The sequence below is a fragment of the Caballeronia sp. Sq4a genome, assembly GCF_023170545.1.
Taxonomy (GTDB): domain Bacteria; phylum Pseudomonadota; class Gammaproteobacteria; order Burkholderiales; family Burkholderiaceae; genus Caballeronia.
The window spans coordinates 1,146,806-1,172,523 of record NZ_CP084250.1; the positions used below are offsets into that span (position 1 = coordinate 1,146,806).

Annotated in this window: 36 protein-coding genes; 34 read left to right on the forward strand and 2 right to left on the reverse strand. The window is 62.5% G+C overall.

Going from position 1 to position 25,718, the window contains the following annotated elements:
• Positions 1 to 25: 25 nt before the first annotated feature.
• From LDZ24_RS05375 to LDZ24_RS05500, 26 genes are all read left to right on the forward strand, one after another.
• Entirely contained in the window at positions 26 to 1,606 is a 1,581-nt protein-coding gene (locus LDZ24_RS05375) for an IS66 family transposase (RefSeq protein ID WP_248322013.1), read from the forward strand.
• A gap of 75 nt (positions 1,607 to 1,681) precedes the next feature.
• Entirely contained in the window at positions 1,682 to 1,879 is a 198-nt protein-coding gene (locus LDZ24_RS05380) for a hypothetical protein (RefSeq protein ID WP_248322014.1), read from the forward strand.
• On the forward strand, positions 1,876 to 2,445 hold the full coding sequence (locus LDZ24_RS05385) for a hypothetical protein (RefSeq protein ID WP_248322015.1): 570 nt from the start codon (positions 1,876 to 1,878) through the stop codon (positions 2,443 to 2,445). Before LDZ24_RS05380 ends, LDZ24_RS05385 begins: the two co-directional genes overlap by 4 nt.
• A gap of 279 nt (positions 2,446 to 2,724) precedes the next feature.
• Positions 2,725 to 2,931 (forward strand): hypothetical protein, encoded by a 207-nt coding sequence (locus LDZ24_RS05390; RefSeq protein ID WP_248322016.1) that lies wholly within the window; start codon positions 2,725 to 2,727, stop codon positions 2,929 to 2,931.
• Between the two features lie 76 nt (positions 2,932 to 3,007).
• Positions 3,008 to 3,427, forward strand: coding sequence for a recombination protein NinB (locus LDZ24_RS05395; protein ID WP_248322017.1), 420 nt, complete (start codon positions 3,008 to 3,010; stop codon positions 3,425 to 3,427).
• Positions 3,424 to 3,738 (forward strand): hypothetical protein, encoded by a 315-nt coding sequence (locus tag LDZ24_RS05400; RefSeq protein WP_248322018.1) that lies wholly within the window; start codon positions 3,424 to 3,426, stop codon positions 3,736 to 3,738. Before LDZ24_RS05395 ends, LDZ24_RS05400 begins: the two co-directional genes overlap by 4 nt.
• Positions 3,739 to 4,020: 282 nt before the next feature.
• The gene (locus LDZ24_RS05405) at positions 4,021 to 4,461 is read left to right on the forward strand and encodes a hypothetical protein (protein ID WP_248322019.1); all 441 of its coding nucleotides are present in this window, start codon (positions 4,021 to 4,023) and stop codon (positions 4,459 to 4,461) included.
• Between the two features lie 340 nt (positions 4,462 to 4,801).
• Positions 4,802 to 4,978, forward strand: a complete 177-nt coding sequence (locus LDZ24_RS05410) for a hypothetical protein (protein WP_248322020.1) — start codon at positions 4,802 to 4,804, stop codon at positions 4,976 to 4,978.
• A gap of 84 nt (positions 4,979 to 5,062) precedes the next feature.
• The gene (locus tag LDZ24_RS05415) at positions 5,063 to 5,614 is read left to right on the forward strand and encodes a helix-turn-helix domain-containing protein (protein WP_248322021.1); all 552 of its coding nucleotides are present in this window, start codon (positions 5,063 to 5,065) and stop codon (positions 5,612 to 5,614) included.
• Entirely contained in the window at positions 5,614 to 7,209 is a 1,596-nt protein-coding gene (locus tag LDZ24_RS05420) for a TerL protein (protein ID WP_248322022.1), read from the forward strand. Before LDZ24_RS05415 ends, LDZ24_RS05420 begins: the two co-directional genes overlap by 1 nt.
• Positions 7,210 to 7,251: 42 nt before the next feature.
• A complete protein-coding gene (locus LDZ24_RS05425) occupies positions 7,252 to 8,700 on the forward strand; it encodes a DUF1073 domain-containing protein (protein ID WP_248322023.1) in 1,449 nt (482 codons plus the stop codon).
• Entirely contained in the window at positions 8,639 to 9,388 is a 750-nt protein-coding gene (locus LDZ24_RS05430) for a phage minor head protein (protein WP_248322024.1), read from the forward strand. Before LDZ24_RS05425 ends, LDZ24_RS05430 begins: the two co-directional genes overlap by 62 nt.
• The gene (locus tag LDZ24_RS05435; RefSeq protein ID WP_248322025.1) at positions 9,318 to 10,694 is read left to right on the forward strand and encodes a DUF2213 domain-containing protein; all 1,377 of its coding nucleotides are present in this window, start codon (positions 9,318 to 9,320) and stop codon (positions 10,692 to 10,694) included. The genes LDZ24_RS05430 and LDZ24_RS05435 overlap by 71 nt, the downstream gene beginning before the upstream one ends.
• Before the next feature lie 12 nt (positions 10,695 to 10,706).
• On the forward strand, positions 10,707 to 11,195 hold the full coding sequence (locus tag LDZ24_RS05440; protein ID WP_248322026.1) for a hypothetical protein: 489 nt from the start codon (positions 10,707 to 10,709) through the stop codon (positions 11,193 to 11,195).
• A 14-nt stretch (positions 11,196 to 11,209) separates the two neighbouring features.
• The gene (locus LDZ24_RS05445) at positions 11,210 to 12,238 is read left to right on the forward strand and encodes a DUF2184 domain-containing protein (RefSeq protein WP_248322027.1); all 1,029 of its coding nucleotides are present in this window, start codon (positions 11,210 to 11,212) and stop codon (positions 12,236 to 12,238) included.
• A 2-nt stretch (positions 12,239 to 12,240) separates the two neighbouring features.
• Entirely contained in the window at positions 12,241 to 12,414 is a 174-nt protein-coding gene (locus LDZ24_RS05450; RefSeq protein ID WP_248322028.1) for a hypothetical protein, read from the forward strand.
• A 4-nt stretch (positions 12,415 to 12,418) separates the two neighbouring features.
• A complete protein-coding gene (locus LDZ24_RS05455; RefSeq protein ID WP_248322029.1) occupies positions 12,419 to 12,802 on the forward strand; it encodes a DUF4054 domain-containing protein in 384 nt (127 codons plus the stop codon).
• Positions 12,799 to 13,278, forward strand: a complete 480-nt coding sequence (locus LDZ24_RS05460; protein WP_248322030.1) for a hypothetical protein — start codon at positions 12,799 to 12,801, stop codon at positions 13,276 to 13,278. The genes LDZ24_RS05455 and LDZ24_RS05460 overlap by 4 nt, the downstream gene beginning before the upstream one ends.
• 2 nt (positions 13,279 to 13,280) lie before the next feature.
• Positions 13,281 to 13,655 (forward strand): hypothetical protein, encoded by a 375-nt coding sequence (locus LDZ24_RS05465; RefSeq protein WP_248322031.1) that lies wholly within the window; start codon positions 13,281 to 13,283, stop codon positions 13,653 to 13,655.
• A gap of 1 nt (position 13,656) precedes the next feature.
• Complete coding sequence (locus LDZ24_RS05470) at positions 13,657 to 14,241, forward strand: hypothetical protein (RefSeq protein WP_248322032.1); 585 nt, start codon at positions 13,657 to 13,659, stop codon at positions 14,239 to 14,241.
• A 62-nt stretch (positions 14,242 to 14,303) separates the two neighbouring features.
• Positions 14,304 to 15,788: a DUF3383 domain-containing protein gene (locus LDZ24_RS05475; RefSeq protein WP_248322033.1), complete on the forward strand. Its 1,485-nt coding sequence runs from the start codon at positions 14,304 to 14,306 to the stop codon at positions 15,786 to 15,788.
• A 9-nt stretch (positions 15,789 to 15,797) separates the two neighbouring features.
• Complete coding sequence (locus LDZ24_RS05480; protein WP_248322034.1) at positions 15,798 to 16,244, forward strand: phage protein; 447 nt, start codon at positions 15,798 to 15,800, stop codon at positions 16,242 to 16,244.
• A gap of 2 nt (positions 16,245 to 16,246) precedes the next feature.
• On the forward strand, positions 16,247 to 16,645 hold the full coding sequence (locus LDZ24_RS05485) for a phage tail assembly chaperone (RefSeq protein ID WP_248322035.1): 399 nt from the start codon (positions 16,247 to 16,249) through the stop codon (positions 16,643 to 16,645).
• A 56-nt stretch (positions 16,646 to 16,701) separates the two neighbouring features.
• Complete coding sequence (locus LDZ24_RS05490) at positions 16,702 to 16,842, forward strand: hypothetical protein (RefSeq protein WP_248322036.1); 141 nt, start codon at positions 16,702 to 16,704, stop codon at positions 16,840 to 16,842.
• Between the two features lie 104 nt (positions 16,843 to 16,946).
• Positions 16,947 to 18,473, forward strand: coding sequence for a hypothetical protein (locus tag LDZ24_RS05495; RefSeq protein WP_248322037.1), 1,527 nt, complete (start codon positions 16,947 to 16,949; stop codon positions 18,471 to 18,473).
• On the forward strand, positions 18,470 to 18,781 hold the full coding sequence (locus tag LDZ24_RS05500) for a phage baseplate protein (RefSeq protein WP_248322038.1): 312 nt from the start codon (positions 18,470 to 18,472) through the stop codon (positions 18,779 to 18,781). Before LDZ24_RS05495 ends, LDZ24_RS05500 begins: the two co-directional genes overlap by 4 nt.
• On the opposite strand, the gene LDZ24_RS05505 is transcribed toward LDZ24_RS05500, so the two are convergent.
• A protein-coding gene (locus tag LDZ24_RS05505; RefSeq protein WP_248320663.1) for an IS5 family transposase occupies positions 18,744 to 19,555 on the reverse strand; the annotation gives its coding sequence in 2 pieces (ribosomal slippage) (positions 18,744 to 19,207 and positions 19,207 to 19,555; 813 coding nt in all). The genes LDZ24_RS05500 and LDZ24_RS05505 overlap by 38 nt on opposite strands.
• On the opposite strand from LDZ24_RS05505, the gene LDZ24_RS05510 reads away from it, so the two are divergent.
• Genes LDZ24_RS05510 through LDZ24_RS05520 form a run of 3 tightly spaced genes read left to right on the forward strand, consistent with a single transcriptional unit; the run spans position 19,519 to position 21,301 of the window.
• Entirely contained in the window at positions 19,519 to 20,058 is a 540-nt protein-coding gene (locus tag LDZ24_RS05510) for a phage baseplate protein (protein ID WP_248322039.1), read from the forward strand. The two genes, LDZ24_RS05505 and LDZ24_RS05510, sit on opposite strands and share 37 nt — an antisense overlap.
• Positions 20,055 to 20,363, forward strand: a complete 309-nt coding sequence (locus LDZ24_RS05515) for a hypothetical protein (RefSeq protein WP_248322040.1) — start codon at positions 20,055 to 20,057, stop codon at positions 20,361 to 20,363. The genes LDZ24_RS05510 and LDZ24_RS05515 overlap by 4 nt, the downstream gene beginning before the upstream one ends.
• Positions 20,360 to 21,301: a hypothetical protein gene (locus LDZ24_RS05520; protein WP_248322041.1), complete on the forward strand. Its 942-nt coding sequence runs from the start codon at positions 20,360 to 20,362 to the stop codon at positions 21,299 to 21,301. Before LDZ24_RS05515 ends, LDZ24_RS05520 begins: the two co-directional genes overlap by 4 nt.
• Here the strand turns inward: LDZ24_RS05520 and LDZ24_RS05525 are convergent.
• A complete protein-coding gene (locus LDZ24_RS05525) occupies positions 21,298 to 21,672 on the reverse strand; it encodes a hypothetical protein (protein WP_248322042.1) in 375 nt (124 codons plus the stop codon). The genes LDZ24_RS05520 and LDZ24_RS05525 overlap by 4 nt on opposite strands.
• 72 nt (positions 21,673 to 21,744) lie before the next feature.
• Between LDZ24_RS05525 and LDZ24_RS05530 the strand changes: the two genes are divergently transcribed.
• From LDZ24_RS05530 to LDZ24_RS05550, 5 genes are read left to right on the forward strand one after another with little or no spacing between them, the layout of a single operon-like run.
• Positions 21,745 to 22,452: a Gp138 family membrane-puncturing spike protein gene (locus LDZ24_RS05530; RefSeq protein WP_248322043.1), complete on the forward strand. Its 708-nt coding sequence runs from the start codon at positions 21,745 to 21,747 to the stop codon at positions 22,450 to 22,452.
• A 2-nt stretch (positions 22,453 to 22,454) separates the two neighbouring features.
• The gene (locus LDZ24_RS05535; RefSeq protein WP_248322044.1) at positions 22,455 to 22,808 is read left to right on the forward strand and encodes a hypothetical protein; all 354 of its coding nucleotides are present in this window, start codon (positions 22,455 to 22,457) and stop codon (positions 22,806 to 22,808) included.
• Positions 22,808 to 24,001 carry a baseplate J/gp47 family protein gene (locus tag LDZ24_RS05540; protein WP_248322045.1) on the forward strand — a complete coding sequence of 398 codons (1,194 nt, stop codon included), beginning with the start codon at positions 22,808 to 22,810 and terminating at the stop codon, positions 23,999 to 24,001. The genes LDZ24_RS05535 and LDZ24_RS05540 overlap by 1 nt, the downstream gene beginning before the upstream one ends.
• Positions 24,001 to 24,660, forward strand: a complete 660-nt coding sequence (locus LDZ24_RS05545; protein WP_248322046.1) for a DUF2612 domain-containing protein — start codon at positions 24,001 to 24,003, stop codon at positions 24,658 to 24,660. The genes LDZ24_RS05540 and LDZ24_RS05545 overlap by 1 nt, the downstream gene beginning before the upstream one ends.
• A 56-nt stretch (positions 24,661 to 24,716) precedes the next feature.
• Positions 24,717 to 25,718 carry a hypothetical protein gene (locus LDZ24_RS05550; RefSeq protein WP_248322047.1) on the forward strand — a complete coding sequence of 334 codons (1,002 nt, stop codon included), beginning with the start codon at positions 24,717 to 24,719 and terminating at the stop codon, positions 25,716 to 25,718.

Here is a 25,718-nt window from a genome sequence, read left to right on the forward strand (position 1 = left end):
AGGCGGCGTGCAGGTCTAACCCGCCATGCCGATCAACGTCACGATCACCGCCGAGGAACTGAAGGCGTTGCTTGCCGAGCGCGATGCTGCGCGTGCATTGCGAGAAGAACAGGAGGCATTACGCGGCGCCTTGCGGCTCGTGACGGCCGAGCGCGATCTCGCCGAGGAGCGCCTCCGAGCCTATCGTCGCGAACTGTTCGGCGCCAAGAGTGAAGCACGAGATTCTGATCAACCTAGCCTGTTCAACGAAGCCGAGACGCTCGGCGCGAACAGCGCGCCCGCGCATGAAGACACGCCGGAGACGACGGTCGCCGCGCACAAGCGCAAGAAGCGCGGTCATCGCAAGCCGCTAGATCCGAATCTGCCGCGCGAGGTCGTGCGACACGAACTGCCCGAAGCCGAACGCTTCTGCACGAACGATGGGCACGCGCTCGTCGAGATTGGTGCGGAGATCAGTGAGCAGCTCGATGTGGTCCCCGAGCAGCTTCGGGTGATCCAACACCAGCGCGTCAAATATGCGTGCCCTTGCTGTGACCTCGGGATCAAGGTCACGCCGGCGCCGCCGCGCATCATCGCGCGCGGACTGTTGAGCGAATCGGCGCTTGCATGGATCACGACCGGCAAGTATCAGTTCGGCATGCCGCTGTATCGTCAGGCTGGTTTGCTGTGTCGCTTCGGCGGCGACATCTCGTCGAACACGATCGCCGCCAGCATGGTTCGCGTTGGCCTCGCGACCCAGCCCGTGATTAACTTGATGCGCGATGCGTTGCTCGAGGCAGAGCTGATCTACTGCGACGAAACAACGTTCCAGGTACTGAAAGAGAAAGGGAGAAAACCACAAACGAAGAGCTACCTCTGGGCGCAGATGACCGGCTCGGGCGTCCCTATCCGCTGCTTCAGCTATACACCTGGACGCGGCGCCAAGCTGGCCGACAAGCTGTTCACGGGCGTCCGCAAAGGCGCGGTTCTCGTAACTGACGGCTACGAGCCCTACAACGACATCGCTCAACGCTACGACCTCGTGCACCTCGGATGTTGGGCGCACCTGAGGCGGTACTTCATCAAAGCGGAGGACAACGTGCCGAAAGTCGCGCGTTCCCCCGACCTGCTCGCGACACGCTTCATCACGCTGATCGGCAAGCTGTTCGCTGCGGAGGCCCGCTCTAAGAAATGGAAGCCTGAGCGACGACAGCGATTGCGACGGCGATACAGCACGCGCATCCTCGACACCATCTACGCCTTGGCGCTCGCGCAGTCGCCCGGCATCGTGCCAAAAAGTCTGCTTGGAAAGGCACTGACCTATCTACGCGAGCAGTGGCCGAAGCTGATCCGCTATGTCGAGAACGGCAGTTGGCCTATCTCGAACAACTCTTGTGAAAACGCGATTCGCCCCTTCGTCGTTGGGCGCCGTTCATGGCTTTTTAGCGACACGGTTGCGGGGGCAAACGCAAGTGCAAACCTCTACAGCCTGATCGAAACGTGCAAAGCCGGCGGCATCGATCCTTATCGTTATCTCCACTGGTTATTCCAGCGCCTACCTCTGGCGAAGACCGTCGACGACTACGACGCGCTGCTTCCCTGGAAGATGCCCGCAGATCTCCGCTGACCCACTTCGCTATCACACATCACGCGCTCTACCACCTTACTCTGAGGGGCGTCGTTCGTGGATCGCTTACGATCGATGCCGCTCGACGCGCTGCGCCAGATGGCGAAGAAGCTCGAAGTGCAGATGCCGCTGTTCAAGGCTGACACCGACGCGGCGCGCGCGGCGCTCGCCACGATGAAGGCGGAAACGATGCAGATGAACGCGGCGTACGCGAAGGATCTCGTGCGCACTGTGCAGATCCGCATCCAGTTTGAAGAGCGGAGGGCAGCATGACGATCAGCTGGACACCCGATCAGAACGCGCTGCTTCGGAAGCACTGGAGCACCGGCGAGAACCTGAAAACGCTGCTGCATCTCTTCGGCAATCGGTCATATAAGGCGGTCATCTCCCACGCGAAGAAGCAACTGAAGCTCGGCCCGCGCCCGAAGACGGCGCGCGGCGTGCCCGGATACGCATGGGAGTGGATCAGGGCCGAGCTCGAGCGCGGCGGCCCCGGCACCGCTCCGGAGCTGGTCAAGCGCACCGGGCTGACCACGGCTCCAGTGTGCAAGGAGTTGAAGAACGCAAACCCCGGTATCGATGGCGAAGTGCACATCGTCGAATGGCGTCGGCGCAGTACCGGCGGCGAACCGGTCGCTGTCTATGCGATCGGGCCGGGCGAAAACGCGGCGAAGCCGGCGAATCTCACGATCGCGGAGAAGAACCAACTCGCGCGCGAGAGGAAGCAGCACCGTGCGAACCCGTTCGCCACGGCAATGCATCAGGTCATCGGAAATCAATTCAAACACACTCCGCGCGGGCGCTATGCGTCGCGCGTCATTCAGATGGAGGCTGCGTAATGTTGCCCGATACCTTCGACCCGTATTTCGCCGTCACCGGCGTAAAGCGCCGCGACTGGACGCAACCGGCAGGGAGCCAAAAGTGAACATGAGGCAACGTCGCAGAACGATGATTGCCCAGATGGATCGTTCATTTTCCTTGACCGAGTTATGGATGTTTCACGTGCTTCAGTGCAATCCAGGGCAGCGGCGGTACTGGGACATAACGATGCCGCGATGGAAGGCCGGCGAACGCAAGCGCCTCAAAAAAATGTGGAATCGGCAATCACCGGAGGCGAAGTGACAGACCGCGAGCAATTCGAACGTCACTACGAGGAGGTGGGCGGCTGCCTCCTCGCCACGGTGAAAGAGAAGCACTGGCAGACGTGGCAGGCCGCGCAGGCGGCGCTGCTCGCGGCGAAAGGCCCGGCGGTCGAGATTCGCTATCTGCACGAGCAAGGGCCGCTCGACGCTGACGCTTGGGATCGACTGAGGAGGAAGGGATGAGCGAAGCGAAGCTTTTCTGCATCGAGGTGGTGCTGCTTGTTGCCACGTTCATTTGTCTCATTGGGATGTACATGTCATGAGCACGCCAATCCTCTACCGTGAGTTCCTGATGCACACGCCTGGCGTCGGTCATCACCTCGTCGCGTTCTTGAAAGCGAACTGCGGCGCGTACGCCGAGCGCGGCGAGCCGCTCCGCGTGATCGTCACCGCTGAAGAGAAGCAGCGCAACGCGCAGCAGAACCGCTTCTACTGGGGCGGCATCCTGAAGCAGATCGCCGAGAAAGCGTGGGTCGACGGACGCCAGTTCGATAAGGACGCGTGGCACGAGTTCTTCGCGCGCAAGTACGGCGCGCTCGACGAGCTGGTGTTGCCCGATGGCGAGATCGTGACGCGGCGCAAGTCCACGACCCAGATGAGCGTCGGCGAGTTCTCGGAGTTCATCGAGCAGGTGCAAGCCTATGGTTCGGGCGAGCTCGGTGTGGAGTTCGATCGATGACCGCGCGGCTTATCGGAATCCCGAAGCCGCACACGTTCCGCAGCGAGAAGCTCCGGCGCGCCGTCGCGGCGCTTCCCTGCGTGAACTGCGGAATGGAGCTGTCGACGCAGGCCGCGCACGGCAATTACGGCAAGGGCGGGGCGATCAAGGCGAGCGACGCCCGCATCGCGGCCCTCTGTGTCACGTGCCATTCTGCGCTCGACCAAGGCGGCAAGATGACGAAGCAGGAGCGGCGAGCATTCGAGAATGAGGTGATCGCAAAGACGTATGTCGCGCTGATGGAAAAAGGCGTTCTTGAGGTGGTTCCGTGAGCCCCAAAGCCGTTATGAAACAATTGCTTAAGTCGGACAATTGAAGTAAAATATAGGCGTCCTAAATGAGAGAAAGCGCATGCCGGTCCTGAGGCAATCCGATTACCGAGATCCGGCGCTGATCGTCGAATCACGCGAGTCGAAAACCTGTCGAGGGTGCCGTCACTTCGTCGAGCAGCGGGTATTCGACGTCAGCTACATGGCATGCAAGCGCGACAGGACAAAGCATTGGCGGGATGACTGGCAGAGCCGCAAGTGTGCGCAATACGATACGGGGGCTGAATGACTTTTGAGACGATCGAGCAGCGTTTGGAAAACTGGGGGCGAGTGGTGCGGTCCCCGCGCTTCCAGTCGGGCGAGTGCGCAGCGTGGGCGAAGCTCTATGTGGCGATCCGCGACTCGGGAAAGACCCTCGACACTCCGTCGATGACGAAGGACGAGGCGGACGGCTGGCTCATCGAGCGCGCGTGGGCGATGCTGCCGAATCACGTCTACAAATGGGTGCTCAAGTACACATGGGTCTGGAATATGAGCCCGGAGCAGATCAGGGCGCGGATGCACAAGGCGCACGGCGTAAGTCTTCGAGGGGTGAAGTCGGAGATCGTCCTGGCCGATGCGCGCACCGCACTGTGTCGCAACATCTCGGCTCTGAAGGCCGCCGAAGTGCTACTGAAGAATGTGTCTGAGCCCTGTTGTAAACCCGAAGAAACGTCGGTAGAATGAATCTACCGTTGCACCAGACGACCGAATTCCGCCTTGTGCGTGACCTTGCCTTCCCTGATGGGAGGCATAGTCGTCGATAGAGAAGCCCGCCACTGAGCGGGCTTTTTGCGTTCTGATGTGCGCTTTCTGCCCAGGGCAAGCACCCGCCTCACACACGGGGCAGTGAGCGCGCATGAGAGCGCAACCCCTTCCGCTCGCGTAGCGAATCCAGCCCCGGAAGACGCGGTCACTCTCAGTCTATGAAACTCGGCTACTACATCCGCTGCTGGTGGTGCTCGCGCGAGCTTGAGCGCGGCCAGAAATGCTGCCGGGTGGAAGATAAGCTGTTCTGGAGCAAGTGATGTACGACGCCGCACCCTGCAGCACCGAGCCGACGATCAGCCGCCGCGCTGAGGCAAACGCCATCGTCGACAAGCTCGAAGCCTTCATCGGCAATTTCCGCTTCCTGTCGGCAGAAGCCCGCGCGCATATCGATCAGCAATTCACCGAGCTGCGCGGCTACCTGCCGCAAGACTGAACACGTCCCCGTGTCTCCTCGCCCTCAGATGAGGGATTCGCGCCCCGGCTCATCACCGGGGCGTTTCTTTTTCGCACGCGCACCATGGGCCGCAAGTCAAAGCTAACCGAAGAGCAGTGGGAGCAGATAAAGCGCCGCCTGCTTGAGGGAGAGTCGCGACGCGCGATCGCTAAAGAATTCGGCATCTCCGAATCGTCGATTCGCGAGAAGGTTTCCGCGCAGGTTTCGGAAATCAAAAATGTTGCGAATCAGATAGTTAGCACTGAGCGCGCGCTTGCTGCGCTGCCTATTTCCGCGCAGATTACCGCGCAAAACCTCGCATCGAGGCTGCGTTCCATCAGCAACCACCTGGCGAGTGCGGCCGACTACGGCGCAGCAACCGCGCATCGGTTGAGCGCACTGGCGCATTCCGAGGTGGCGAAGATCGACGACGCGAATCCGCTGCAGAGTGGCGAGAACCTGAGAGGCATCGCCGCATTGACGGCGCTTGCGAACGAGTCGGGAAAGATCGCGCTGAACCTGCTGAATGCGAACAAGGATCGCCCGCTGGAGCCTGACGAGCCGCCGGCCGTAACCGAGGCCGCAACTGCTCAGGACGCGGCGAAGATCTACCAGCAGATGATGATGGAAAAGTAATGCCGCTGCCGTTCCCGTTTGACTTCCGCAAACCGGACTACAAAGCCGTGTTTGAGTGGCGGATCGAGCGGCTGCAACGCATACGAGCGAATCCCGGCGCACTGCCTGCGCTCAAGACGTTCTACAAGGACAATCCCGCCCAGTTCATCATCGACTGGGGCATGACGTTCGACCCTCGTAATGTCGAGCGCGGCCTCCCGGCCAGTATCCCCTTTCTGCTTTTCCCGAAGCAGGAGGAGTGGATCGTCTGGTTCATGGAGCGGTGGAAGAATCAGGAACCGGGCATCACCGAAAAGACGCGCGACATGGGAATGTCGTGGCTGACGATTGCGCTCGCGGATTCGGTCTGCCTGTTCAATCGTGGCGTCGTCGCGGGCTTCGGTTCTCGTAAAGAGGAGTACGTCGACAAGATCGGCGCACCGAAGTCGCTGTTCTGGAAAGCTCGGATGTTCCTCTCGATGCTGCCGCCGGAGTTTCGCGGAAGCTGGGACATCAACAAGCATGCGCCTCACATGCGCATCATGTTCCCGGACACCGATTCGACGATCACTGGCGAGTCCGGCGACGGCATCGGCCGCGGTGACCGTTCCAGCTTTTACATCGTCGACGAGTCAGCGTTTCTCGAACGCCCAATGCTCGTCGATGCGTCGTTGTCGCAGACAACCAACTGCCGGCAGGACATCTCCACGCCGAACGGCATGGGGAACCCGTTCGCGCAGAAGCGTTTCGGCGGGAAGATCAAGGTTTTCACGTTCCACTGGCGCGATGATCCGCGCAAGGACGAGGCGTGGTACCAGAAGCAGGTCAACGAGCTCGACGCTGTCACGGTCGCGCAGGAAATCGACATCAACTACTCGGCGTCGGTCGAGGGTGTCGTGATCCCGTCTGCGTGGGTGCAGGCATCCATTGATGCTCACGTGAAGCTCGGCATCGAGCCTACCGGCGCGCGGCGCGGCGGCTTGGACGTCGCCGACGAGGGCATCGACAAAAATGCCTTCGCGGGCCGACACGGCATCCTGCTGGAATGCCTCCAGTCGTGGTCTGGGAAGGGTGGCGACATCTACCAGACGGTCGTCAAGACGTTCGCGATCTGCGATGAGCGCGAGTACGAGGTGTTCGACTACGACGCTGACGGCTTAGGGGCTGGCGTGCGTGGTGACTCGCGAGAGATCAACGAGAAGCGGCGCGAAGCCGGGCATCGTATGGTGCGCGTCGAGCCGTTTCGAGGTTCCGGCGCGGCGCACGATCCCGAAGGCGAGATGGTCCCGAAGCGCAAGAACAAGGACTTCTTCCTGAACGCCAAGGCGCAAGCCTGGTGGTCGCTGCGGATGCGGTTTCAAGAGACGTACCGCGCCGTGGTCGAGGGCATGCCCTACGACCCTGACGCGATCATCTCGATCCGTTCGGACCTTCCGGAACTCTCGACCCTGATCATGGAGCTGTCGCAGCCGACCTACACGATCAACGGCGTCGGCAAGGTGCAGATCGACAAGAAGCCGGACGGCACGAAGTCGCCAAACTTGGCTGACGCCGTGATGATTGCCTATCAGCCTGCCGCGCGATCGCTCGACATCTGGTCGCGGCTTAACGGATAACATGCTGACGCCTCCCGCGTGGCAAGCAAGGATTTCTCTTACATGACACGCAAACGAGGCAACTCAGTGGCACGCGCCGCGAAGGTGGAGAGCGCCAAGCGGTGGGTGGCCGGCGACAGCTTCCAGAACTTCGAAGCGCGCGTCGGCTACGGCACGAACAACCAGACGTCGGGTTCTGGATACGGCTTCGACTTCATCAGCCGAAACCGCGTCCAGTTGGAAGGGATGTATCGCTCGTCGTGGGTGGTGGGTGCGGTGGTGGACTGCGTCGCCGACGACATGACGCGCGCGGGCATCGAGATCGAATCGGACCTGCCGCCCGATCAGATGGACAAGATCCACGCGGCGTTCGAGCGCATGGCGCTGTGGGACCGCATCAACGACACCGCGAAGTGGTCGCGCCTGTACGGCGGCGCCATCGGTGTGATGATGATCGACGGCCAGAACATGCGAACGCCGCTCAATCTGGATTCGATCGCTCCCGGTCAGTTCAAGGGCATTCTCGTGCTCGACCGGTGGCTGATTCAGCCGTCGCTGACCGATCTGGTGACCGAGTTCGGCCCGGATCTCGGCCAGCCCAAGTTTTACGACATCGTCGCGGATTCGATGGCGCTCGCGCGTCAGCGCATCCACTACAGCCGCGCGATCCGGCTCGACGGCGTCGAACTGCCGTACTGGCAGAAGATCAGCGAGAACCTGTGGGGCCAATCGGTCATCGAGCGTCTGTTCGATCGTCTGATTGCGTTCGACAGCACGACGGCCGGCGCGGCGCAGCTCGTCTACAAGGCGCATCTGCGCACGCTCGCCGTCGACGGCCTGCGCGAAGTCATCGGCATGGGCGGTCCGGCCCTCGAGGCGCTGCTGAAGAACGTCGACATGATTCGGCGATTCCAGTCGAACGAGGGCATCACGCTCATTGACGCGAAGGACAAGTTCGAGGCGCACCAGTATTCGTTTTCCGGCCTCGACAACGTGCTTCTGCAGTTCGGCCAGCAGCTTTCGGGTGCGACCGGCATTCCGCTCGTGCGGCTCTTCGGCCAATCGCCGGCGGGCTTGAGCGCAACCGGCGAGTCGGACGTCCGCAACTATTACGACAACATCAGGCAGCAGCAGGAGCGAAAGCTTCGGCTGCCGCTCACGCGCCTGCTCGAAGTCATCGTGCGCTCCGAGCTTGGCATAGAGCCGCCCGAAGGATTCCAGTTCGGGTTCAACCCGCTCTGGCAGATGTCCGACATGGACAAGGCGACGATCGCCAAGACGATAAGTGACGCAGTTACGCAAGTCGAAGGCGCTGGTCTCATCAGCCAGCAGACGGCTCTGCGCGAGCTGCGTCAGTCGAGCCACATCACCGGCGTCTTCAGCAACATCACCGACGAAGACATCAACGAGGCCGAAGACGCACTGCCGGATCTCAGTGAGATGAACCCCGATGATCCGAACGCAGGACAAGAAACGCAGCCGGAGCCGGGCAAGCCAGCCGCAGACGCGTAGAGCCGAAACGCAATACGCGCTGAAGCTGCGCAAGGTCGCGCAACAGGTGGGCGAACTGATCAACGGCTTCACGCCGGGCGATCCGTCCACCGTCCCGACGATGACCGACATGCTGCGGCGCTATGCCGAGGCGCTCACGCCATGGGCCGAGGCGACCGCCGCGCGCATGCTGTTCGACGTCAACCGGCGCGACGAGGCGGCATGGCAGGAGCAGGCCAAAGAAATGTCGCGCGCGCTGCGCGATGAGCTTCGTCTCGCTCCTACCGGCGAGATCATGCGCGCGCTGCTCGCCGAGCAGGTGACGCTGATCAAGAGCCTGCCGCTCGACGCCGCGCAACGCGTGCACGACCTGACGCTGAAAGGCATCGAAGACAGCACGCGCGCGAAGGAAATCTCGAAGGAGATCCAGCGGTCGGGCGAGGTGGCGAAGAATCGCGCCAATCTCATCGCGCGGACGGAGGTCGCCCGCACGGCCTCAGTGCTGACGCAGGCGCGCGCCGAGCACATCGGCTCGGAGGGTTACATATGGCGGACCTCCAACGATTCTGACGTGCGCCACTCGCATCGCGAGATGAACGGCAAGTACGTGCGCTGGGATACGCCGCCGCGGCTATCCGATGGCACGGTCACGCACGCCGGCCAGATCTATAACTGCCGGTGCTATCCCGAACCGGTCATTCCTGACTGATATGCGCTTTTACACCATCCAGAAGCTCGGGCCGAAGCGTTCGCTAACCCCCGAGGGCTTCCTGCTGTGCGAGGAAGTGCCCGTCGCGCGCACTGGCGAGATGCTCTACGGCGCAGGCGAGGTGCCCGTCGAGCCCGGCCCCGATGGCCTGATCCGCATCAGCCGCACGCCCGAGGAAGTGTTTCGCGACGAGACGCTCGCTAGCTGTGTCGGCAAGCCGGTCACGCTCGACCATCCGACCGACTTCGTCGACCCGTCGAACTTCGGCGCGCTCTCCCGCGGAACGATGTTCAACGTGCGCCGCGGCTCGGGGATCGAGGACGACCTGATCATTGCCGACCTGCTGGTTACGGAAGCCGAGGCGATCAAGGCGGTGCAGGAAGACGGAATCGAGGAAGTCAGCCTTGGATACGAGGCCGACTACGAACAGGTATCACCCGGCCGCGGGGTTCAGCGGAACATCGTTGTCAACCACGTAGCTCTCGTGGAGCGCGGGCGCTGTGGTCCGCGCTGTGCGATCGGAGATAAGGAACCTGATGAAATGAAGACATTCGACAGCAAGCCGAAGGGCAAGCGCAGTTTCGCGGATCGCATTCGCGCCGCATTCATGGCGAAGGATGCCGAGGCGGCTGAAGAGATCGCGAAGGAAGCCGAGTCGATGGACTCGGACGAAGACGACGAGGGCAAGGAGAAGAAGGACGACGGCAAGACCGGCGACGCTCTCGCCCAGATCCTCAGTGCCGTGAAAGCGCTCGACGCCCGCGTGGCGAAGATCGAAGTGCGCGACGAAGAGTCGGAAGAGGAGCGCAAGAAGCGCGAGGAAGAAGAGGCGGCTGCGAAGAAGACCGGCGACGAAGGCGACCTGACCAAGCCGGAAACGGCCGGCAAGCTGAACGAGGCCGAAGTCCATCTGTACACCGGCGACTCCGCCAAGACGATCCTCTCGCGCGCCGAGATCCTGTCGCCGGGCATCAAGCTCCCGACGCTCGACTCGAAGGCCAGCACGGCCGATCGCGCTGCGGCGCTGTGCAAGTGCCAGCGCAAGGCGCTCGATCTCGCGTATCAAACCGATGCGGGCCGCGCAGCAATCGCGCCGTTCGTCGGCGGCAAGACGGCGGACTTCGAAAAGATGCCCGTCGCGCTGGTCAACGCCGCATTCATGGGCGCTTCGGAACTGATGAAGGCGCAGAACAACGGCGGTGCGCACGCATCGGCCGCGCCGACGAAGGACTTCGGCAAGCGTTCGACCGTCGCCGACATCAACAAGCGCAACCGCGAATTCTGGGCCGATCGGGCCGCACACTAAGGAGAATGCCTCATGGGCAACGCAATTCTGTATCGCATGCCTTCGGGCATTCCCGGCGACCTGAGCCGCGCATCGGTCGCGACCGTCGAGTCGATTCCGCTGAGCTCGAGCGCGCCGTTCGCAGGCTTCGGCCTGTTCGGCAAGATCGTCAGTGGCACGTTCCAGCCCATCGGCTCCGGTGACACGGCAGCCGCCGTCTACGGCGCTCTCGTGCGTCCGTATCCGACCGGCGGCTCGCAAGACCCGCTCGGCACCTCGACACCGCCCACGACCGGCATCGCCAACGTGCTGCGCCGCGGTTATATGACCGTGAAGAACAACGCAGGCACGCCGGCGCTCGGCGGTCAGGTCTACGTCCGCGTCGCTGCTGCGTCGGGCTCGAAGGTTATCGGCGGCATCGAAGCCGCTGCCGACTCCACCAACACGATCGCCATCAACGGCGCGACGTTCACGAACGCGGGCGACGCGAACGGCAACGTCGAAATCGCCTTCAACATCTAAGGGGCCATCACCACATGAGCAAAATCATCAAACCGCTGGCGATGGCAATGGCGATCGCTGGCGCTCCGGCGATCATCCGCTCGCGCACGCGAGACAGCCTGCTGACGTTCGATTCGCAAACCATCGACAGCACGGGCTCGTTCCTCATCGGCGAACTGGAACGCCTTGACCAGACGCTGCACATGCCGCTCGCGTCGGTCACGTGGACGCGCGACATCGACCTCCGCGAGGATGTGTCGATCGCCGACGAAACGTCGTCGTTCACGAACTCGTCCTTCGCGGCGGCCGGCGGCGCATCGCCGAGCGGCAAGTCGTGGGTCGGCAAAGACGCATCGGCCATTGCTGGTATCGCGCTGGACATCGGCAAGACGCCGAACCCGTTGACCCTCTGGGCGATGCAGATCGGCTGGACGATCCCCGAACTGGAATCGGCGCAGAAGCTCGGCCGTCCGGTGGATCAGCAGAAGTTCGCCGGCATGCAGCTGAAGCACAACATGGACATCGACGAGCAGGTCTACATCGGCGATTCCGTGCTGGGCGTGACCGGTCTCGTGAACAGCAGCTCGGTGACAAACGTTTCGAACGCCGTCACGGGTTCGTGGGGCACCGCAACGCCGGCGCAGATCCTCGCTGACGTGAACGAACTGCTCAACAGCGTGTGGGCGGCGTCCGCATACGCCATCTGCCCGGAGCGCCTGCTGGTCGACCCGCTGAACTATTCGCGCCTCGTGTCGACGCTGGTCAGTTCGGCCGGCAACATCAGTGTGCTCGAATACCTGAAGCAGAACTCGCTGTCGAACGCCATCAATGGCCGTCCGCTCGAGATCCTGCCGTCGAAGTGGCTGACCGGTCGCGGGACCAGTGGCGCGAACCGCATGGTCGCGTACACGAAGGATCCGCAGCGCGTGCGCTTCCCGCTCGTGCCGCTGCAGCGCACGCCGCTGGAATACCGCGACATCCGCCAACTGACGACCTACTTCGGTCGTCTCGGTGTGGTCGAAGTGGTGTACGGCGAAACCATCGGCTATCGTGACGGTGTTTAACGATGGCGAAAATCATCGTTGAGAAGCCGTTCGTTCTCACCGATGCCACCGGCCTGAAGCGCGAGTTTCCGGCCGGCGAGCATGAAGTGGACGACGCGACCGCCAATCACTGGTACGTCCAGGCGCACGCGCAAGTCGTGAAGCCCGAGATGAAGACCGCCAAGACCAAGGGCTGATGCTGTGGACGCTGCTCGATTCCGATCCGACTTTCCCGAGTTCGCCGACACGACGCGCTATCCCGACTCGATGGTCACGCTGTGGCTGACGGTCGCGGCATCGCTCGTGAACGCGGACCGCTGGGGCGAGTTGACTAACATCGGGCTTGAGCTCGTCACGGCGCATCACCTCGTGCTTGCCGCGCGCGACCAGCAGGCGGCGGATCGCGGCGGCGTTCCGGGGCAATCAACGGGGCCGCAGTCGTCGAAGTCGATCGACAAGGTGAGCGTCAGTTACGACACTGGCGCGACCACCGTCGCTGATGCGGGCTTCTGGAACATGACGTCATACGGCGTCCGGTTCATGGGGCTCGCGCGGCTGATGGGTGCGGGCGGCATGCAGCTATGACGGTCAAGATCACGCGCGACAAGGTCGCATCGGTGATCAAGGCTGTGAGCGACCTCGCCACAAAGGATGTGCTCGTCGGCATTCCCGACAGCGCGCCCGAGCGCAAAGACGGCGAGCCAATCAGCAACGCGCAGATCGGGTATATCCAAGAGCACGGCGCACCGGCGGCAAATATCCCCGCGCGCCCGTTCCTCGTGCCCGGCGTGCGCGACGCGCAAGACAAGATCGGCGAGCGTCTCGGCAGGGGCGCCAAGGCGGCGCTGAACGGCCAAGATCAGGCAGAGCAAACACTGAACGCTGCTGGCCTCATCGGGCAGAATGCGGCGCGCGCGAAGATCAACAGCAACATCCAGCCGAAACTGGCTGACTCGACGATCGCAGCGCGTATCGCGCGCGGCGTCACTCGGACCAATACGCTGGTCGACACCGGCCAGCTTCGCAACTCGATCACGTACGTCGTCCGCAAAAAGACCTGACCATGCCACTTCTCGACGTCTCCGACCTGCTGACCGATCCCGATTTCGTCGACACATCGCTGACTTGCACGCGGAGCGCGCAGACGGTAGGCGATGACGGCATGGCGGTCAACGCGCCGACCGTGACGCCGTTCTCTGGCGTCGTGACGAACGACTCCGGCGACCAACTGCGCCGCCGGCCGGACGGCACCATGATCGAAGGCTCGATCACGATCCACACGCGCTTCCAACTGATCGACGGCAAGACGGGATTCGACGCCGACATCGTGACGTGGCAGGGCAGGCAGTACACCGTCGTCAACGTGCGCGACTGGTCTACGTACGGTCGCGGCTTCGTGGCGGCGCAGTGCGAACTGATGCCGTTCTCGGGAGGCTGACATGGCGAACGATTCAAGCACCGGCGGCTATCTCCAGCCGACCGCGCCGTCGCCGCCGCTCGAAGATGCCGCGCTCGACGCCGTCTTTCAGCAGCTCATCGTCGGGCTGACCGGCTTGCCCGGCAACATGGTGCGGCCGCGCTGGCAGCCGACCGTGCCGAAGATGCCGGAGCCGACACAGAACTGGTGCGCCGTTGGCGTGACGGGCATCGATCAGGACTTTGCGCCGACGATCGTCCACGTGCCGGATACGGCTGGCACCGACAAGCTCTACCGAAACGAGATTCTCACGCTGACGGCCAGTTTCTACGGGCCGGCGGCGATGCAATACGCGGCGCAGGCGCGCGACGGCATTTTCGTGGCGCAGAACCACGGCATGCTCGAACTGAGCGGCATGGGTCTGATCGACGTAGGCCGCTTGACCGCGGCGCCCGAACTGCTCAATCAGCAGTGGCTGAGGCGGTACGACCTGCAGTTCCGAGTGCGGCGCCAAGTCGAGCGCACATACAGCGTGCTCAACCTGCTGTCGGCGCACGGCACGATCAACCGCGATCCCGACACGACAGACTTCGTCGTCGAGCAGTAAGCCTTTTCACATCGGATTCCTTGGCCCGCCGCGTGCGGGCTTTTCCTTTTTAGGACGCACACATGGCGAACAAACTGCCGATCAGCCGACTGGTCAATGTCGCGATCACGCTCACGCAGGCGGCTGCGCAAGCTCAGAACACCTCGACGCTGCTGATCCTCGGCACGTCCAACGTCATCGACCTGGTGTCGCGCTTCCGTTCGTACGGGAGCCTCGCCGATGTGGCGAGCGACTTCGGCACGACGGCGGAAGAGTATCTCGCGGCCGCGCTCTGGTTCGAGCAATCGCCGCAGCCCACGACGGTCATGATCGGACGCTGGGCGAAGACGGCTGCCGCCGGTCAATTGCTGGGCGGCACGCTGTCGGCGGCGCAACAGGCACTCGCGAACTTCACGGCGGTGTCATCCGGCGGCATGAAGGTGACCATCGACGGCACGCTCAAGTCGCTGTCGGGCATCAGCCTGTCGGGCGTCACCAATCTGAACGGTGTGGCCTCGGCTGTCACGACGGCGCTCGGCGGCGCAGGCACCTGCGTGTGGGACGCCGAGTTCGCCCGCTTCGAGATCGCGAGCGCGACGACCGGCGCGACGTCGTCGGTCAGCTTCGCTTCGGCTCCCGCATCGGGCACGGACATCTCCGCGCTGATGGGCTTCACCTCGACGTTCTCCGGCGCATACGTCTCGGCGGGCGTCGCCGCGGAATCGGCCATCTCGGCTGTGACGCTGTTCGATGCGAACTACGGGCAGCAGTGGTATGGGCTCGTCGTGCCGTCCGCTGCTGACGCTGACCACCTCGCGATCGCACCGTACATCGAAGGCGCATCGACCAAGCACTTCTACGGCGTCACGACGCAAGAGGCTGGCGCTCTCGTCGCGAGCGATACGACGAACATCGCGTATCAGCTCAAGGGCCTCGGCTATAAGAAGACGGCCGTTCAGTATTCGAGCTCCAACGCGTACGCGGCGGTCTCGCTGCTCGCGCGCATCCTGACGACCGACTACACCGGCAACAACACGGTCATCACGCTGAAGTTCAAGCAGGAGCCCGGCATCACCGCCGAGAACCTGAACAGCACGCAAGCGAACGCGCTCGAAGCGTTCAACTGCAACGTGTTCGTCGAGTACGACAACAACACGGCAATCATCGAGCAGGGCGTCTGCTGCTCGGGCGACTACATCGACGAAGTGATTGGCGCGGACAATTTCGCGATCGACGTGCAGAACGCAGTGTTCAACCTGCTCTACACGAGCACGACGAAGATCCCGCAGACGGACGCGGGCAATCACCTGATCGCAACGAAGATCGAGCAGGTGTGCGCGCAGTACGTCAACAACGGCTTCCTCGCACCGGGCACGTGGAATTCGGGCGGCTTCGGCACGCTGAGCGAGGGCGACTACATGCCGAAGGGCTTCTACGTCTACGCGCCTCCGATCGCGAACCAGAGTCAAGCGGACCGCAGCGCGCGCAAGTCGGTCGCGTTCCAAGTTGCAGCGAAGCTCGCCGGCGCGATCCATTCCGTCGACATCGCTCTCACCGTCAACCAGTAAGGGGCATAGATGAGCGCAACGTACTCGTTTCTGAATTTCAATTCGTCGCTGATCGGTCCCGGCGGCGCAATCTCGCTCGGTGCCGGCGCTGGCATCGCGGAGGAAGGCTTCTCGGTGGAGTTCACCGAAGAAGCCGACAACATGAAGGTCGGCGCCGATGGCACGCCCATGCACAGTCTCAACCCGAGCAAGGCCGGCAAACTGACCATCCGGCTGCAGAAGACCTCGCCGACGAACGCGCTTTTGTCGGCGATGTACAACTTCCAGCGCACGAGCTCGGCGAACTGGGCACAGAACACGTTCACGGCAACGGACACGATCCGCGGTGACGTCTACACGTGCCAGCTTGTCGCGTTCACCAAGTTCCCGAAGAACGACTACGCCAAGGAAGCGGGCACGATCGAGTGGGAATTCAACGCCGGCATCATCGACCCGGCACTCGCGGCAGGCGTCTGACCATGACCGGAATCGTAGACATCAACGGCCAGTCCTACCGGATCGGCCGCCTCGACGCGAAGAAGCAGTTCCACGTTGCGCGGCGGCTCGCGCCGCTGCTCGCGGGCCTCGGCGGGGCGCTGAACGGAAAGGCGCAAGGCTTCGCCGAACTCGTCAGCCCGATTGCCGATGCGCTCGCAAAGATGTCCGACGAGGACACCGACTACGTGCTGGACACGTGCCTGTCGGTCGTCGCGCGGCAGCAGGGCGACGGCTGGCAGAACGTCATGGTGAAGGGCGTCGGTCTGGTTTTTCAGGACATCGACCTGCCTGCAATGCTCCAACTGACGGTCGCCGTCGTCCAGCAGAACCTCGGCAGTTTTTTTCCCGGCGGGCCGTCGACTTCGACCGCGGCGGCCTGAGCGGCGTCAAGTTCGTCTCCCTTCCTGACGGCGAGGACTGGCTGCTGCTGCCGGTGATGGAGGGACTCATCAAATACGAGTCCCTGATCGACGGCACGGTTGATCTGTGCGACGTCGCGCTGCTCAACGACGCGCTTTCGGTCAAGCGCGAGAACGAGGCGCGCGTGCACGCCTACATGGAAGAGACGAAGCGATGAACGAGGAAGTCATCAAGGAGTTCCTGGTCAAGATCGGTTACCAGACCGACGAGACCAGCCTGCGCAAGTTCACGCTCTCACTCGCGTCCGTCACGAAGAAAGTGATGGCGCTCGGCGCGGTGGTCGCAGCCACCGCTGCGGCTGTCGTCGCAGGCGTGAAGGTCATCTCGGCAGAGATGGAGCGCCTGTACTACGCGTCGCAGCGCACGGGCGAGACTGTCGGCAACATCATGGCGTTGCGGTATGCCGCCGGCCAGATCGGGCTGACGGCGGAACAGGCTCAGGCGTCGCTCGAAGGCTTCACGCGCACGCTTCGCCTCAATCCGGGCATGAACGGACTGCTCGCGCAGCTCGGCGTCACTGGCAACGGTCCGCTCGAACAGTTCGAGAGCTTCATCGGCAAGATGAAGCAGATGCAGCCGTACATCGCGGCGCAGTACGCGGGGCTGTTCGGGATCGACCCCGATACGCTTCTGATGCTGGAGAACGGCCTGCCGAAGTTGCAGGCTGCGCAGGCCAAGTATCAAGAGAAGCTCGGCGCATTCCACATCGATCCGGAACGCGCGGCGCAGGCCGGCGTCGACTTCGACAACTCGGTCCGGGATCTCACGAACGACATCCACCTGTTCTGGGTGCTGTTGCAGGAGCATCTAGCTCCTGTTCTCGCGACGATCTCGTCCGAGTTCGAGAAGTGGGCGTCGGGGCACGCTGACGAGACGGCGCGCAAGATCGCGACCGCTCTGGAAGCTGTCGCTAAATGGGTGCAGGAAACCGACTGGCAGAAGGTCGGCAAGGATGTCGACACCTTCCTCGAAAAAGCGGGGAAGGTTGCGCAGGTCATCGGCAACATCGTCGGCAGCTTCGCAAGGGTGGCAAGTTGGTTCGGTGGTAGCGATGAAAAGCAGAGCCCTGCACCTTCTGGCGAAACTCCGCCGGACGCACGTCCGGACGACAGCCCATTTCTCGCATGGGTGCGCCGCCAGCGCTACGCGTTTCAGAAGTGGGCCGGCACGGCGCCGCAGCAACCGGCCAGTCATGCCGACGCCCCGCAGACTCAGCAGCAAGGCAGCAACGCCGTGCAGCCGAAGACCGGTCAAGCGCAAAGCTCTGCGCCGCGCGGCATCCGCAACAATAATCCGGGAAACATCCGGTATGGCGAGTTCGCGCGCAGCGCGGGCGCAGTCGGCGCTGATAGCGGCGGCTTTGCGGTCTTCGCGGACATGAGCGCTGGCATTGAGGCGACCGTGAAGCTTCTGCGCAGCTACGCGTCCCGCGGCTTCGACACGATTCGCAAGATCATCTCGCGATGGGCTCCGGCGAACGAGAACGACACACAGGCATATATCGCCGCGGTCGCTAAGCAGATCGGAGTGTCGGCAGACGCCCAACTGAGTGTCGACCAGCTTCGCGGTGTGGCGGGCTCGATTTTCCAGCATGAAAACGGCTCGGCATACGGCAAGCTGGGTGCAAACGCCGCGCCGGCCGCGTCGAGGTCAGTCACAGTCAGCCAGAAGACGGACGTGCACGTGCACGGGTCGCCCGATCCCGGCGGCACCGCGCGCGCCGTCGCTGGCGAGCAGGCGAGGGTCAACGCTGACCTCGTGCGCAACATGACAGGGGCATACGTGTGAGCATTCTCGGCTTCATCGAATCGGGCGCGCAGCTCGGACTTCAGCTTCTCACTATGAAGCCGAAGCGCGGCCTTATCGCGCAGGACGGTGGCTCTTCGATCGTTGCGCACGCGACCATTGAGGAAGTCCACCAGGACGAGCTCGAGGTGACTGAGCATCCGGTCGAGCAGGGAACGGTGATCGCCGACCATGCGTTCGTTCGCCCGGCCGACCTGATAATCACGGCTGGCTGGTCGAACAGCCCGAACTCGACAAGCGCATTAAGAGGCGTTAACAGAATGACTTTTGCAGCTGCCGCCAGCATATGATGCAGCAAGCGATTTTGAGGAAAGCCTCGTGTATGAAAGCGAGCCGTTCGAAGCGGATGCGCAGTCGGCGGAAGTTGTGAAGCCACGAAATGGTCCGCTCCACGACCCAGCGTGTTTTGCCCAGCCCGCTTCCATGAGGCTGACCGCGTCGAGCGATTTCGGTTGCAATGCCGGCGGCATGCAGTGGACGTCGGTATTTGTCGTGGTCGTAGCCTCTGTCGCCCTGAACGACCCGAGGCTTCGATAGCGGTCTGCCACGCTTGCCGCTGATGGGCGGAATAGCCTCGACCAGCGATTGAAGTTGAGTGACGTCGTTTCGGTTGGCGCCGGTCAGTATCACCGCAAGCGGGATACCCTGGGCCTCGGTGATGAGATGGTGCTTTGAACCGGGTCGCGCGCGGTCTGTGGGATTCGGTCCTGTTTTTGACCTGAGCCCACAGCGCGGATTGAGGAGGAATCGACGATGACGCGAGACCAGTCGATTTGGTCGGCTGCGCGCAATCGCGCAAGCAGCACCTCGTGCAACTGCTCCCAGACGCCGGCGGCCTGCCAGTCACGCAAACGACGCCAGCAACTCATGCCACTGCCGCAGCCCATCTCGCGAGGCAATAGGTCCCAACGCAGGCCCGTCTGTAAGACGAAGAGGATGCCCGTGAGCACCGCACGATTATGGAGCGGCCTGCGCCCTGGGTAACGGGTTCGTCGTGGGTTGGGCGGGGGCAGCAGCGGTTCAATGAGTGCCCACAGTTCGTCGTCGAGTATCGGCTTGGCCATGTCCTTTTCGTCGTCGAAACAATGAAAAGGTTAACAGCATTCATCGAGAGTTAACAGCCCCTTCGCTCATTTTGTTAAGGCTTCTAAGTGCCGTCGAGGGATTTGCAGCCGCGCAAAGCAGCGCCGCTCGCGCGCTTGTTGGCGCCCTCGGGCTAGCAAGCGGCGTCATCAACCTGCTGACCGGAGGCGTTTCGCCAGTGGAGAAGGCGTACGACAACCTCCTCGCGGCGTATCAAGCGCGCACGCTCTTCACGGTGTACACCGGAAAGCGGCTGTACAAGAACATGCTCATCAAGTCCCTGTCCACCACGACGGACAAGGAAAACGCAAACTGGATGCTGATTCGCATCGCGATGCGTCAGATATTGATGGCACAGACACAAACGGTGACGGTTCCTGATTCGAGCGTCATGTCGAACCCCGCGAGTACCGCATCTCCAACTGACGCGGGTACGCTCAACCTCGAACCTGCTCCGAACATCAACGCGACGGCATTGGCATGACCGCATACGAGATCCCGCTGTCGGCTAAGCCGCAGACGTTCAGCATCGCGCTCGGCGGCGTCACCTTCAAGATGACGCTCCGGTGGAACGTGCCGGCGGCTGCGTGGATGATCGGCATTGCCGATGCGACGGACAATCCGCTAGTCGGCAGCATCCCGCTCGTGACAGGAGTCGACCTGCTCGGGCAGTACGCGTACTTGGGCTTCGCGGGAAAGCTGGTCGTTCAAACCGACCATGATCCCGACGCTGTACCGACGTTCGACAACCTCGGCACGACGGGCCATCTTTACTTCATCACGTCATGAGCAACCAGTTCGGCCGGAAGGCAACGCTGATTGTTTCGACCGGCTCGAACGGGCTCGACCTGTCGCAACTGCGGTTCAAGTTCGAGGTCCGGCAGGCTGACACGCAAGCGCCGAATACGCTCTACGTGCGCATCTACAACCTCGCGCCCGCAACCGTCAAGGCGATCCAAGGCGAGTTCACGACGATCACGCTCCAAGCCGGGTACGAGAAGGGCAACTTCGGCATCATCTTCCAAGGCACGATTAAGCAGTTCGTGCGGGGGAAAGAGCGAAACGTCGATTCGTTCCTCGACATCTGGGCGGCGGACGGCGACGAGTTCTATAACTTCGGCATGGTCAATCAGACTCTGGCCGCAGGAAGCACGCCGAAGCAGATCCTCGATTCGATCACGAAGCAGAACGCCGACGCGGGTAAGCTGCCGTACGCGACTGACGTCAACGGACTGGTCGGCGGCATCCCGGCGCAGGCGTTAGCGCGCGGCAAAGTGCTTTTCGGGATGACGCGCGACTATGCGCGCGACTGGGCTGCAAAGAACGGCTTTCGGTGGAGCATCCAGAACGGCCAGGCGGTGCTTGTGCCGGTCACAGGCTACAGGCCCGGCGAGGCCGTCGTGCTGTCGTCGACGACAGGTCTGATCGGCGTCCCGGAGGCGACTTCTGACGGCGTCCACGCGCGGATCCTGTTGAACCCGCTCGTGCGGATCGGCTGCCTTGTGCAGATCGCACAAGCGGACATCAACACATTGACGGTCAAGCAGTTAGGCCTGTCGTATCAGGGCTTGCCGTCTGCCGCGGTCACGACTGCCGCCGGCTTTTACCGCGTTCTCGTGTCTGAGTTCATCGGCGACACGCGCGGGCAGGAGTGGTATTGCGATCTGACCTGTTTGGCGGTCGACACGTCGGCGCCGGCGGGCACTTCTGTGCAGGCAGCAGGCTAGTGCGCAATCATCTGCGGCAGGGTTACGCCCGTGAACGTGCGGCCGTCCGCGAGCCTCCCCGACACGACCGGAACGAAGTTTCCTTTTTCGACAGAAAGCTTCGTGCCAGTCGGGACCATGACGCATCCGTAGTCGGCCAGACGCGGTTCCGCGCCGTAATCGTATCCATTGACCAGAGCTGCTTGTCTCCGCAATTCCGGAGGCAACGACGCGCGCGCGTGTCGCGCTGAATTGATCTGCCCGTACATGAACTCTGCGAGGTCGTAGGAGTTGCATACGATCGCGCCATCAACCAGATCGATGCCGCGCGCGGTCGGCGCGCTAGGCGACGGCTTTGAAACTGTCGCAGGCGCGATGGTGATTTCGGGCATGTCCGTCTGCGCAGCAGCGGCAGTCATCGGGATAACAAAGAGCAGAGTAGTTATTTTCATTTTCAGGTTCCCATGCTTCAAACCGAACGCTCAGCCAGCATCGAAGACGCGCTGCGCGCCGCGCTCGGCGGCAATCAGGCAGGAATCTGGACCGCACTCCCGGCGATCATCCAGAGCTTCGACGCTAACGCATTGACCTGCACTGCGCAACCCGCCATTCAGGCACAGGTGCGCGCGCAGGATGGTAGCACTTCGTGGGTGACGCTTCCGTTGCTCGTCGACGTTCCGGTCTGCTTCCCGCGCGGCGGCGGCTGCACGCTGACGTTCCCGGTAGCGACCGGCGACGAGGCACTGATCGTGTTCTCGTCGCGGTGCATCGATGCATGGTGGCAGTCCGGCGGCGTTCAGGTGCAAGCCGAACTGCGGATGCATGACCTGTCGGACGGCTTCGCGATTCTCGGACCGTTCTCGCAGGCGACGAAGATCAGCGGTGTGAGCACCAGCGCAGTCCAGCTGCGCAGCAATGACGGCAGCGCATACATCGAACTGAACCCCTCGTCGAAGGCGGTCAAGGTCGTCGCGCCGGGCGGTTTCGAAGTCGATGCGCCGACTATCACGCTGAACGGCCAACTGGCGCAGGGCACTGGATCGACGAAATACCCGGCGACGCTGCAAGGTCCGATCACCGTCGTCAACGACGTCACGGCGGCCGGCAAGAGCGTCAGCACTCACACGCACCATGAAAACGGTGCCGGCAGCAACACGAACCCGCCGAACTGATCATGCGCTATCGAACTCTCGACGAAAACGGCGACTACTCGTGGGGCCAAGGCGCGGCGAACTTCCTTGTGGACTCGCCCGAGGCGGTCGCGCAACTCGTGCTCACGCGGCTGAAGCTCTCGACCGGCGAATGGTTTCTCGACACCACAGAAGGCACGCCGTACGCGACAGAGATCCTCGGCGCGGGCACGGCGTCGACGCGCGACCTTGCCATTCAGGAGCGGATTCTTGAGACGCAGGGCGTGACCGGCATCGCCGATTACGCGAGCGTAGTGAACCCGACGACGCGCGCCTTCACGGTGGCTGTGACCATCGACACGACGTACGGCCAAACCACCATTACCACGGCTCTCTGATGGCGACGACTTACCCTCTTGCAACGCTCGGGCCGACGATCACGAGCGCGGGGATTTCCATTCCCTCGTTCAATGACGTCTACCAGAGCCTGATCGCGACATTCCAGAGTATCTATGGCTCCGACGTGGTCGTGACGCCTGACAGCCAGGACGGCCAGTGGATTGCCGCCATCGCGTCGGCCATCAACGACTGCAACAATGGCGCGGTCGCCTGCTATAACGCGTTCTCGCCGGCGACGGCACAGGGCGCGAACCTGTCCAGCGTGGTCAAGATCAATGGCATCGCCCGAAACGTGTCGTCGGCATCGACAGTGGATGTGACGGTCGTCGGCCAAGCCGGCACGACGATCACGAACGGCATTGTCACGGACGGCAATTCGATCCAGTGGGCGCTGCCTTCGTCGGTGGTCATCCCTTCGGGCGGCCAGGTGACCGTGACAGCGACGTGCCAGACACAAGGGGCGATCTCGCTCGCGAGCGGCACGGCCCTCAAGATTTCCACGCCGACGCTCGGCTGGCAATCGGCGACGACCGCTGACAATGCGACTGCGGGCTCGCCGGTCGAGACTGACGCGGCGCTGCGTCAGCGCCAGACGACCTCGACGGCGCTCCCATCTCGCACTGTGCTGGAAGGTACGGTCGGAGCGGTGTGGGCGGTTCCCGGCGTGACGCGCGTCACGCCCTACGAGAACGACACGAGCACGACGGATGCGAACGGCGTACCCGGCAACAAGATCTACATCGTCGTGGAGGGTGGCGACTCCGCAGCGATTGCCAATGCGATTGCGTCGAAGAAAACGCCGGGCACCGGCACGTACGGTACGACCAGCGTTTCGGTGCAGGACGCCTACGGGATCGCGCACAACATCGCTTTCTACCGGCCGACGTATGACGCGATCACCTGTGCGATCACGCTCAAGGCGCTAGCAGGCTACACATCGGCGACCGGCGCGGCGGTTCAGGCAGCCGTAGCGGCGTACATCAACTCGGTTGCTATCGGCGGCGCTCCGAGCGGCATGGTGGAGTGGGATTCGGCATTGACGGCGGCGAAGTCGGTATCTGGCGGGAACACCTTCCGCATCGTCTCGCTGGCGCTGAGCGGACCGAGCGGCGCTGGATCGCCAGACGTTCCGCTAGCCTTCAATCATGCTGGACAAGCTACATCGTCTAGCGTAACCATCACGGTGACTTGATGGCGGCAGCGACCGATTACACCTCACTCATCACGAGCGAGCACGCATCGAAGCCAAAGTTTTCTGCGATGGTTGCGGCGGTCGCCCAGTGTTTCGTCGATCAGATCAACGTCACGCAGTCGATCCCGCCTGCATTCGATCTGGACGAGGCGATCGGCGTGCAACTGGATGCGGTAGGGCTGTGGGTCGGCATTACGCGGCAGATCAAAACGCCGCTCAACGTCTACTTCAGCCTCGACACAGTCGGACTCGGCTTCGACCAAGGCTCATGGCAGGGGCCCTTTGACCCGTCAACGGGCCTCGTGTCGTTGGACGACGCTACATTTCGCACGCTGATCCGCGCGCAGATTGCGGCGAACTCGTGGGATGGGACGATTCCCAGCGCGGCATCCGCGTATGCGAACCTGTTCGTTGGATCCGAAAGCTACATTTTCATCCAAGACAACCAGGACATGACGATGATGGTCGGCGTCTCGGGAGCCATTCCGAGTGCCGTCCTCAGGGCGCTGTTCTCCGGCGGTTATTTGCAGCTCAGGCCGGAGGGTGTGCTGGCAAGGTACGTGGTTCCCTCGGTCAACAACACGTCTCTGTTCGGCTTCGACGTTTCGAATCAATACATCGCAGGGTTCGACTCCGGCTCTTGGGCTGTTGCAGCGTGAACCCTCTCGCTTCTAAACGAGCCGCCTGCGGGCGGCTTTCTGCATTCGGGCTCTGAATGACCATCGAAAACGACTTCCTGCCGTTTGCAACGGCGAATGGGGCCAACGTCCTGACGCAGGCCCAATATGCTGCACTGGCGGCGCTGGCAACTGGCTATCAGTCTGGCGTTGCGAACTCAGCACAGCTCAACAAGACTTGGCGCCAGAGTTCCATCATGGCGGCTGTGCTCGCTCAGTTCATCGTCAATTCGACTGGGCAGCCTGCGATTGATGACGGCACGACGGCCACGCTCTTGGCGAACTTGGCGGCCGCAGTAAGCGCAAATTCGGAGGCGCTCATCGGGTCGGCACGCAACCTGTCGATGTATGTCGCCACGGCTTCCGCGACAGCGACGCTGACCGCCGATGAGATCATCGTCGGCTCTGCTCTAGGCGGACTGAAATATACCGTCGCCGGGTTCAACAAGACGATCAACCTCGCGACGACTGGCGCCGGGGGAATGGATACCGGGACCGCTCCTGTGAGCGGTTACGTCGCGCTGTATGCAATCTACAACCCGGCGACGGGTGGGAGCGCTCTGCTTGCGACCAACGCGACTAGCGCGGCCGCGCCGAATGTCTACGGCGGCGCAAGCCTGCCGGTAGGATATACAGCGAGCGCACTGGTTTCGGTGTGGCCGACCAACAGTAGCGGACAGTTCATAGTGGCGTTCCAACGGGACAGACATGTTTCGTTCGCATACACCGGCGTACTAACTGCTAGCACCGCGTCGTTTCCATCTTTCACCGCGCTGTCAATCGGAGGCGCAGTGCCAAAGAACGCCACCGCAGTTTCCGGCGAACTTCTGGCCGGGTCCAACACTTCGTCGACGATCGTTCTTTCCGTTGCTGCGTCTTCTACTGGTATTGGGCAGCATGCCGTCCAGCAGAATAACGCGACGTATATCGTAGGTAACTACGAGCTTGACCTGGCCATCCCGCAGACGATGTACTACACAGCAACTGCGTCTGCTGGCACGCTCAACATGTCCATTTCCGTTTCGTCCTATCGGTTCTGA

Coding starts and splice junctions, on each gene's coding strand:
- LDZ24_RS05415 (WP_248322021.1), top strand. CDS start 5,063: ATGGGCCGCAAGTCAAAGCTAACCGAAGAGCAGTGGGAGCAGATAAAG.
- LDZ24_RS05530 (WP_248322043.1), top strand. CDS start 21,745: ATGCTTCAAACCGAACGCTCAGCCAGCATCGAAGACGCGCTGCGCGCC.
- LDZ24_RS05545 (WP_248322046.1), top strand. CDS start 24,001: ATGGCGGCAGCGACCGATTACACCTCACTCATCACGAGCGAGCACGCA.
- LDZ24_RS05515 (WP_248322040.1), top strand. CDS start 20,055: ATGACCGCATACGAGATCCCGCTGTCGGCTAAGCCGCAGACGTTCAGC.
- LDZ24_RS05540 (WP_248322045.1), top strand. CDS start 22,808: ATGGCGACGACTTACCCTCTTGCAACGCTCGGGCCGACGATCACGAGC.
- LDZ24_RS05445 (WP_248322027.1), top strand. CDS start 11,210: ATGAGCAAAATCATCAAACCGCTGGCGATGGCAATGGCGATCGCTGGC.
- LDZ24_RS05435 (WP_248322025.1), top strand. CDS start 9,318: ATGGCACGGTCACGCACGCCGGCCAGATCTATAACTGCCGGTGCTATC.
- LDZ24_RS05480 (WP_248322034.1), top strand. CDS start 15,798: ATGAGCGCAACGTACTCGTTTCTGAATTTCAATTCGTCGCTGATCGGT.
- LDZ24_RS05405 (WP_248322019.1), top strand. CDS start 4,021: ATGACTTTTGAGACGATCGAGCAGCGTTTGGAAAACTGGGGGCGAGTG.
- LDZ24_RS05395 (WP_248322017.1), top strand. CDS start 3,008: ATGAGCACGCCAATCCTCTACCGTGAGTTCCTGATGCACACGCCTGGC.
- LDZ24_RS05550 (WP_248322047.1), top strand. CDS start 24,717: ATGACCATCGAAAACGACTTCCTGCCGTTTGCAACGGCGAATGGGGCC.
- LDZ24_RS05470 (WP_248322032.1), top strand. CDS start 13,657: ATGGCGAACGATTCAAGCACCGGCGGCTATCTCCAGCCGACCGCGCCG.
- LDZ24_RS05430 (WP_248322024.1), top strand. CDS start 8,639: ATGATCCGAACGCAGGACAAGAAACGCAGCCGGAGCCGGGCAAGCCAG.
- LDZ24_RS05490 (WP_248322036.1), top strand. CDS start 16,702: ATGGAGGGACTCATCAAATACGAGTCCCTGATCGACGGCACGGTTGAT.
- LDZ24_RS05485 (WP_248322035.1), top strand. CDS start 16,247: ATGACCGGAATCGTAGACATCAACGGCCAGTCCTACCGGATCGGCCGC.
- LDZ24_RS05420 (WP_248322022.1), top strand. CDS start 5,614: ATGCCGCTGCCGTTCCCGTTTGACTTCCGCAAACCGGACTACAAAGCC.
- LDZ24_RS05495 (WP_248322037.1), top strand. CDS start 16,947: ATGGCGCTCGGCGCGGTGGTCGCAGCCACCGCTGCGGCTGTCGTCGCA.
- LDZ24_RS05400 (WP_248322018.1), top strand. CDS start 3,424: ATGACCGCGCGGCTTATCGGAATCCCGAAGCCGCACACGTTCCGCAGC.
- LDZ24_RS05535 (WP_248322044.1), top strand. CDS start 22,455: ATGCGCTATCGAACTCTCGACGAAAACGGCGACTACTCGTGGGGCCAA.
- LDZ24_RS05460 (WP_248322030.1), top strand. CDS start 12,799: ATGACGGTCAAGATCACGCGCGACAAGGTCGCATCGGTGATCAAGGCT.
- LDZ24_RS05520 (WP_248322041.1), top strand. CDS start 20,360: ATGAGCAACCAGTTCGGCCGGAAGGCAACGCTGATTGTTTCGACCGGC.
- LDZ24_RS05425 (WP_248322023.1), top strand. CDS start 7,252: ATGACACGCAAACGAGGCAACTCAGTGGCACGCGCCGCGAAGGTGGAG.
- LDZ24_RS05380 (WP_248322014.1), top strand. CDS start 1,682: ATGCCGCTCGACGCGCTGCGCCAGATGGCGAAGAAGCTCGAAGTGCAG.
- LDZ24_RS05375 (WP_248322013.1), top strand. CDS start 26: ATGCCGATCAACGTCACGATCACCGCCGAGGAACTGAAGGCGTTGCTT.
- LDZ24_RS05385 (WP_248322015.1), top strand. CDS start 1,876: ATGACGATCAGCTGGACACCCGATCAGAACGCGCTGCTTCGGAAGCAC.
- LDZ24_RS05450 (WP_248322028.1), top strand. CDS start 12,241: ATGGCGAAAATCATCGTTGAGAAGCCGTTCGTTCTCACCGATGCCACC.
- LDZ24_RS05410 (WP_248322020.1), top strand. CDS start 4,802: ATGTACGACGCCGCACCCTGCAGCACCGAGCCGACGATCAGCCGCCGC.
- LDZ24_RS05465 (WP_248322031.1), top strand. CDS start 13,281: ATGCCACTTCTCGACGTCTCCGACCTGCTGACCGATCCCGATTTCGTC.
- LDZ24_RS05440 (WP_248322026.1), top strand. CDS start 10,707: ATGGGCAACGCAATTCTGTATCGCATGCCTTCGGGCATTCCCGGCGAC.
- LDZ24_RS05475 (WP_248322033.1), top strand. CDS start 14,304: ATGGCGAACAAACTGCCGATCAGCCGACTGGTCAATGTCGCGATCACG.
- LDZ24_RS05525 (WP_248322042.1), bottom strand. CDS start 21,672: ATGCCCGAAATCACCATCGCGCCTGCGACAGTTTCAAAGCCGTCGCCT.